This window comes from Sphingomonas sp. (assembly GCF_042096255.1).
Classification (GTDB): domain Bacteria; phylum Pseudomonadota; class Alphaproteobacteria; order Sphingomonadales; family Sphingomonadaceae; genus Sphingomonas.
In genome coordinates, this window is sequence record NZ_JBELLZ010000133.1 from 1 (window position 1) to 6,693 (window position 6,693).

6 protein-coding genes are annotated in these 6,693 nt (G+C 70.2%); 4 read left to right on the plus strand and 2 right to left on the minus strand.

Annotated elements, in window-relative coordinates:
- Together ACFDTH_RS16735 and ACFDTH_RS16740 are read right to left on the minus strand one after the other, a co-directional pair.
- On the minus strand, positions 1 to 1,289 hold a 1,289-nt coding region (locus tag ACFDTH_RS16735; RefSeq protein ID WP_375288697.1), incomplete at its 3' end, for a molybdopterin cofactor-binding domain-containing protein.
- A 132-nt stretch (positions 1,290 to 1,421) separates the two neighbouring features.
- Positions 1,422 to 3,116 carry a class I adenylate-forming enzyme family protein gene (locus ACFDTH_RS16740; protein ID WP_375288698.1) on the minus strand — a complete coding sequence of 565 codons (1,695 nt, stop codon included), beginning with the start codon at positions 3,114 to 3,116 and terminating at the stop codon, positions 1,422 to 1,424.
- A 65-nt stretch (positions 3,117 to 3,181) separates the two neighbouring features.
- Here ACFDTH_RS16740 and lgt point away from each other — a divergent pair, with 65 nt between their 5' ends.
- The 4 genes from lgt to pgeF all read left to right on the plus strand — a co-directional run bounded on the left by lgt (position 3,182) and on the right by pgeF (position 6,569).
- Positions 3,182 to 4,063 carry a prolipoprotein diacylglyceryl transferase gene (gene lgt / locus ACFDTH_RS16745; RefSeq protein WP_375288699.1) on the plus strand — a complete coding sequence of 294 codons (882 nt, stop codon included), beginning with the start codon at positions 3,182 to 3,184 and terminating at the stop codon, positions 4,061 to 4,063.
- 88 nt (positions 4,064 to 4,151) lie between these two features.
- Positions 4,152 to 5,114, plus strand: coding sequence for a class I SAM-dependent methyltransferase (locus ACFDTH_RS16750; protein ID WP_375288702.1), 963 nt, complete (start codon positions 4,152 to 4,154; stop codon positions 5,112 to 5,114).
- Positions 5,115 to 5,295: 181 nt separating this feature from the next.
- Entirely contained in the window at positions 5,296 to 5,805 is a 510-nt protein-coding gene (locus tag ACFDTH_RS16755; RefSeq protein WP_375288700.1) for a GNAT family N-acetyltransferase, read from the plus strand.
- Positions 5,802 to 6,569 (plus strand): peptidoglycan editing factor PgeF, encoded by a 768-nt coding sequence (gene pgeF / locus ACFDTH_RS16760; protein ID WP_375288701.1) that lies wholly within the window; start codon positions 5,802 to 5,804, stop codon positions 6,567 to 6,569. Before ACFDTH_RS16755 ends, pgeF begins: the two co-directional genes overlap by 4 nt.
- The last annotated feature ends 124 nt before the right edge of the window (positions 6,570 to 6,693 follow it).

The window sequence follows — 6,693 nt, forward strand, 5'->3', positions numbered from 1 at the left end:
GCCAGCACCGGTCGCTTGAGCCGCACCGCCAGCACCGCCGCAATCTCGGCAAGGTCATGCTCCAGCGCCTCGCCGAACGATCCGCCCAGCAGCATGCGATGCAGCACCACCTGCCCCTCGCCCACCCCGATAGCCCGCGCCGCCGCGGCGCGTGCCTGCGCCGGCGCCTCGGTGCCCAACCATAGCTCCAGCCGGTCGCCACGCCAGCGCGCCACTGCCGCCGGCGTCTCGATCGCGGCATGAACCGCAGGCGCGACGTGATAGTCGGCGGTGATCACGCTCGCGTCGCGGAACGCCTCCGACAGATCACCCGCCGCCGCGATCCGCCGACCCCGCCCCTTGAGCGCAGCGGCCAGCGCCACGTCGATCGCAGCGTCATCGGGCGCGCCCTTCGCCTCGAACTTCAGCGCGAGCGCCCGCACTCCCTGCTCCGCCGCCCACCACGTCGCCCCCAACGCCGCGATCCATGTCCCGCCCCGCGCGACATGCAGCACCCCCGGCACCCGGTCTGCCGCCGCGGTGTCGTACGAAAGCAGCCGGGTCGCGCCGATCGGCCCCTGCGTCACGCTGGCGAACACCATGTCGGGCAGCCGCACGTCCGCGGCGAAATCGGCGCTGCCGTCCACCTTGCCCGACGCGTCGAGCCGCGGCAGCGATCGGCCGGTGAGCTCGCCTTCCGGCCGCTGCCACAGGCTCGCGTCCTCGGGCAACGTCTCCGCCGCCGCCGCCTCGACCAGCTCGGCGAAGCGCAGCCGCTGCCGGCCGTGCGTGACGAATCCCGCCTGCGTGTCGCACGCGGTCCACTCGACTCTCCAGCGTGTCGCCGCTGCCTTGCACAGCAGCGCCCGCGCCCCCGCCGCCGCCTCGCGCACCGGCGCCTCGAACTGGCGGATCGAGGTCGAGCCCGCGGTGAGCATCAGCGTTGCGCGCCGGGCGTGCTCGCGCGCCACCGCGGGGGGCAACAGATCGCCCAGCAGAGCCTCGGCGGCAAGCGGATTGGCGTAGAGCGGGTTGAGCGGGGCGGGCTCCACGCCCACCGTCCGCCAGTCGGCGCCCAGCGCATCCGCGGCGACCTGCGCGAGCGCGGTCCAGCTGCCCTGCCCGCGCTCGGCCTGCGGCACCGCCACGGTCACGCGTCCGTCCTGCCCGATCTTCAGATACGCGCCGAACGCCGCCTCGTCCTCGCCCACGCTGAGGTTGGGCGCATAGGTTCGCGGCCAGCCGGCCCAGGCGATCACCAGCCCGATACCGGCCCCGCCACCGATGAGGAGAGTACGCCTGGAGATCATGGGACATGCGTTAAGCGGGTTGGCCCCACATACCCACCTTCCGTTCGTGCTGAGCGAAGTCGAAGCACAAGCGCCGGGGCTTGGCCTTCGACTTCGCTCAGGCCGAACGGGTCGGGAGTAGGCATTCAGCCCCTACGCCAGCTCCGCATCCGCCAGCGCGCGATATTTCGCCCGCAGCGTCACCTTGTCGATCTTCTCCGTGCCCAGCCGCGGCAGCGGATCGGGGACCACCCAGATGCGCTGGGGTACCTTGAACGCCGCGATGTGCTGGTGGAGGAAGGCGGTCAGGTCCTCCGCCTCCACCCGGCCCGGCTCGGACAGGTGGACCACCGCCGCGGGCACCTCGCCGAACTTTTCATCGGGCAGGCCGAACACAGCCGCTTCGGCGACGGATGGGTGTTCGTACAGCGCCGCCTCCACCTCCTGGCAGGAAATGTTCTCGCCGCCGCGAATGATGATGTCCTTCTTGCGGTCGACGATGAACAGGTAGCCGTCCTCGTCGAGATAGCCGATGTCGCCGCTGCGGAAATATCCGTCCGCAGTGAACGCCGCCGCGGTCGCCTCGGGCTTGTCCCAATATTCGGTGAAGTTGGCGATCGAGCGGATGCACACCTCGCCCCGCTGCCCCTGCGGCACCTGGGCGCCCGCATCATCGAGGATGGCGAGATCGACCAGAGGTGGCGAGGCCCGGCCGGCAGAGTTCGGCTTGGCGAGATAGTTGGTCCGCCAGTTGCCCGTGCCGACGCCGTTGGTCTCGGTCAGGCCATAGCCGATCAGCGGCGCGCCCTCCATTTCCTCGTCGATCCGGCGGACATGCTCGGGCGGGCGCGGCGCCCCGCCCGCGGCGATGTCGGTCACCGTCGACAGGTCGTACTTGTGCCGGTTCGGATGGGTCAGCATCTCGAAGCTCATCAGCGGCACGCCGACGAAATAGGTGATCTTCTCGCGCTCGATCAGCCGCATCGCCTCCTCGGCGTCCCATTTGGGCATCAGCACCAGTTTGCGCCCGATCGCGAAGGACTGGAGCATCACCGGCACCTCGGCGGTGACGTGGAACAAGGGCACGTTCAGCAGGGTGGAAGGCTGGAGGGGCGAGCTCACCCCCTCCTGCGCCGCCAGGGCCAGCATGGTCAGCGCGGAGCCGAGATAGTTGAACACCCCCTGCACCACCTGCCGGTGGGTCGAAAGCGCGCCCTTCGACTGGCCGGTCGAGCCCGAGGTGAACAGCACCGTCGCATGATCGTCGGGCCCAAGCTCCGGCAGGTCGCCCTCGTCGCCGCTCGCCAGCACCGGCGCCATCGCCTGCGCCAGCGGCAGGAGGTCATCGAACTCGACCACCTTGGCGTGGTGGTTCACCGCGTACAGCCGGCGGCAGCGCGGCGGATCGGCGAACACCAGCCGGCAGTCGACATCGCCGATCGACGCCGCCAGCTCCTCCGCCTGCCACCAGCCGTTGAGCAGGGTAGCGACCCCGCCCGCCATCAGCACGCCCATGTAGAGCGCGATCCACGACGGCGAGTTGCGCGCCGCGATCCCCACCCGGTCGCCGCGCGTGACGCCGTACTTCCCGACCAGCGCCTTCGCAATCCGCTTGGCGATCGCATGCACCTCGCCATAGGTCAGGCGTTCATCGCCCGCGACGAGGAATTCGGTGGCGGCATGCTGGGCGGCATAATGGTCGAAATAGTGCGACAGCGTCGGCGGCGCGGCAGCGATCATCGGCACCTGCGCCCCGTGGCTCTCTGCGTGGGTGAGGTGCAGCATGCCGCCCTCGGCGGTCAGCGCCTGCATCACCGCATCCATCTTCAGGTCTAGTTCGCTGCGCATCCGTCTCTCCGCTTGGGTTTGTTGTTTGGCGCCACTATGCAGGCGGCGAAGTCCGGGGAAAAGCCTTGATCCTGTCCGCTCTCGCCGCCGCCGGCGACCACATCCGCTTCGCCGACCTTGGCCTCCATCCGGAGGTGTTCACGATCGGCTTCTTCACGCTGCGCTGGTACAGCCTGGCCTATATCGCCGGAATCGTAGTCGGCTGGTGGTACCTCCTGCGCCTGCTCAAGCAGCCCGGCGCGCCGATGGCCCGCCGCCATGCCGACGATCTCGTCTTCTACGCGACGCTCGGCATCATCCTGGGCGGGCGGATCGGCTACGTCCTGTTTTATGCCCCCGAGATGCTGGCGAACCCCTTGCGCGTGCTGCGCCTGTGGGATGGCGGCATGAGCTTCCACGGCGGGGTGATCGGCACCTCGATCGGCATCATCCTGTTCGCACGCAAGAACGGGCTCCACTGGCTGCGCATTCACGATTATGTCGCCTGCGTCGTTCCCTTCGGCCTGTTTTTCGGACGGCTTGCAAACTTCGTGAATGGTGAGCTGTGGGGCAAGCCGACCACCGCGGCTTGGGGCATCGTCTTCGAGCGCACCGTGCCGTTCGGCATGCCCGAGCCGGCGCGCCATCCCAGCCAGCTCTACGAAGCGGCACTGGAGGGCCTGCTGCTCTTCGTCCTGCTCGCCTGGGCGTTCTGGCGCACCAAGGCGCGCTACCAGCCCGGCCGGCTCACCGGCCTGTTCCTGCTCGGCTATGGCGTCGCGCGCTTCGTGGTGGAATTCTTCCGCGAGCCCGACAGCCAGTTCGAGGGCACCTTCCTCGCCACCACCATCCACATGGGGCAATTGCTCTGCCTGCCGATGATCGCCGGCGGCCTCTACCTGATCGCCACCGCCCCGGCGCGGCGCCAGCGCGTCGAGCCGATCGCCGGGACGGAAAGCGTGGCGTGAGCAGGCGTTGACCGAAACGGACGCTCCCCTTCCCGATCGCCTCGCCCGCGCCATCGCGCTCGCCGGGCCGATCCCGGTTTCGCAGTTCATGGCGGCCGCCAACACGCATTATTATGCCACCCGCGACCCGCTCGGGCAGGCCGGCGACTTCACCACTTCGCCCGAGATCAGCCAGATGTTCGGCGAGTTGGTCGGCCTGTGGGCGGCGGACCTGTGGGACCGCGCCGGCCGACCCGAGGTTGCCTGGATCGAGCTCGGCCCCGGCCGCGGCACACTCACCGCCGACGCGCTGAGGGCGATGGCCAAGGCCGGTCTCCAGCCGCCCGTCCACTTCGTCGAAACCAGCCCGGTGCTGCGCGGCCTCCAAGCGCGGCACGTCTCCGGCGCCACCTGGCACGACGATGTCACCACCCTGCCCGACGATCGCGCGCTGCTGGTCGTCGCCAACGAGTTCTTCGACGCGCTGCCGATCCGCCAGCTCGTTCGCGGCACGGAGGGCTGGCGCGAGCGGCTGGTCGCCTGCCAGGACACCCTGTTCCTGCCCATCGCCGGCCCCGCGATCCCGGAGGACGTCATCCCCGCCCCCCTGCGGGAGGCCACGCCCGGCGCGCTGCTGGAGGTGAGCCCCGCCTCGGTCGCGGTCACCCGCGCGCTGGCGCAGCGCCTCGTCCGCCAGGGCGGCGCAGCGCTGGTGATCGATTACGGTCACGAGGGTCCTTTGCTCGGCGAGACGCTCCAGGCGGTGCGCGGCCACGCCTTCGCCAACCCCTATGACTCGCCCGGCGAGCACGACCTGTCCGCGCATGTCGATTTCACCACGTTGATCGCCGCCGCGCAGGGCATGGGCGCGACCGGCTGGGGCCCGGTCGAGCAGGCCGAATGGCTGGTCAAGCTCGGCATCGACAGCCGCGCCGCCGCCCTCGCCCGCACCGCCCCAGACCGCGCCGACCAGATCGCCGCCGACCGGATGCGCCTCGTTGGCCACATGGGTTCGCTGTTCAAGGCGGTGGCGTTCACCGCGCCGGGCTGGCCCGAGCCGGCGGGGTTCTGATCAATCTGCTCCGTCCCTGCAGCGAACCGTCTTCTCTCTCCCGTTCGTGCTGAGCGAAATCGAAGCACCCGCCTCCACACCCGACCCAAGCTCCCCCTAACCCTGAGCGAAGTCGAAGGGCCAAGCCGAAGCCGCCGACAAGGGCTTCGACTTCGCTCAGCCCGAACGGTAGGGGCGGGTCATGCCCCTCACCCTCCGCGCGCCCACACCCGCCGATGCCTCCGCGCTCGCCGCCGCCGCGCGCGACACCTTCACCGAAACCTTCGGCCACCTCTACGCGCCCGAGGACCTCGCCGCCTTCCTCGAACAGCACACGCCTGAGGCCTGGGCCGCCCAGATCGCCGATCCGGCCTATGCCATCCGCATCGCCGAGGCGGACGGAACCGCTGCCGGCTACGTCAAGCTCGGCCCACCCTCGCTCCCCTTCACGCCCGAGCAGGGCGCGATCGAACTGCGCCAGTTCTACCTGCTGAGGCCCCATCACGGCACCGGCTTCGCCGCCGAGATCATGGATTGGGTGATCGCCGAGGCCCGCACCCGCGGCCATCAGGCGCTCTACCTGTCGGTATTCACCGACAATCATCGCGCCCGGCGCTTCTATGCGCGCCACGGCTTCGAAGAAGTCGGCCCCTATGCGTTCAAGGTCGGCAACCATGAGGATGAGGATATCGTGATGAGGCTGGCGCTGTGACGGTCCCCGGCCCCGTTGAGGTGATCCGCGCCGCCGCGCTCGGCGATCTCGCGCACGGCTTCCTCGGGCGCCGCGGCGGCGTCTCCGCCGGGATCCATGGGGGCCTCAACGTCGGCCTCGGCTCCGAGGATGATGCCGCCGCCGTCACCGAAAACCGCGCCCGCGCCGCCGCCGCGGTGCTGCCCGGCGCCACGCTCGTCACCTGCTACCAGGTCCATTCCGCCGATTGCGTCACCGTCACCGACGCTCCCGCCGAGCGCCCCCGCGCCGACGCTTTGGTCACCGACCGGCCCGGCCTGCTGCTCGGCATTCTCACCGCCGATTGCGCACCCGTCCTGTTCGCGGACGCCACGGCCGGCGTGATCGGCGCCGCGCACGCCGGGTGGAAGGGCGCGCTCGCCGGCGTCACCCACGCGACGGTCGCCGCGATGGAGGCGCTGGGTGCGGATCGTGCGCGCATCACTGCCGCCATCGGCCCCTGCATCGCCCGCGCCAGCTACGAGGTGGACGAGGCTTTTCGGGCGCGGTTCCTCGCCGATGATGCGCAGAACACCCGCTTCTTCGTCGACGGTCGCGACGGCCACGCGCATTTCGACCTCGAAGCCTATGTCGCCCACCGCCTCGCCGCCGCCGGCCTCGCCCGCGTCGAGGCGCTTGGTCTGGACACCTATGCGGACGAGACCCGCTTCTTCAGCTATCGCCGTGCCACCCACCGCGGCGAGCCGAGCTACGGCCGCCAGATCAGCCTGATCGGGCTTGGCTGACCCTCACCACGCCCATTCCGGATCGCTGGTGAAGACGATGGTTAGCCACAGGTCCGGACCGTCATTGCCCAACGCTTCCCCGATCCGGTCGCGCAGTGCGTCCCACTCCTCCAGACGCTTGGCC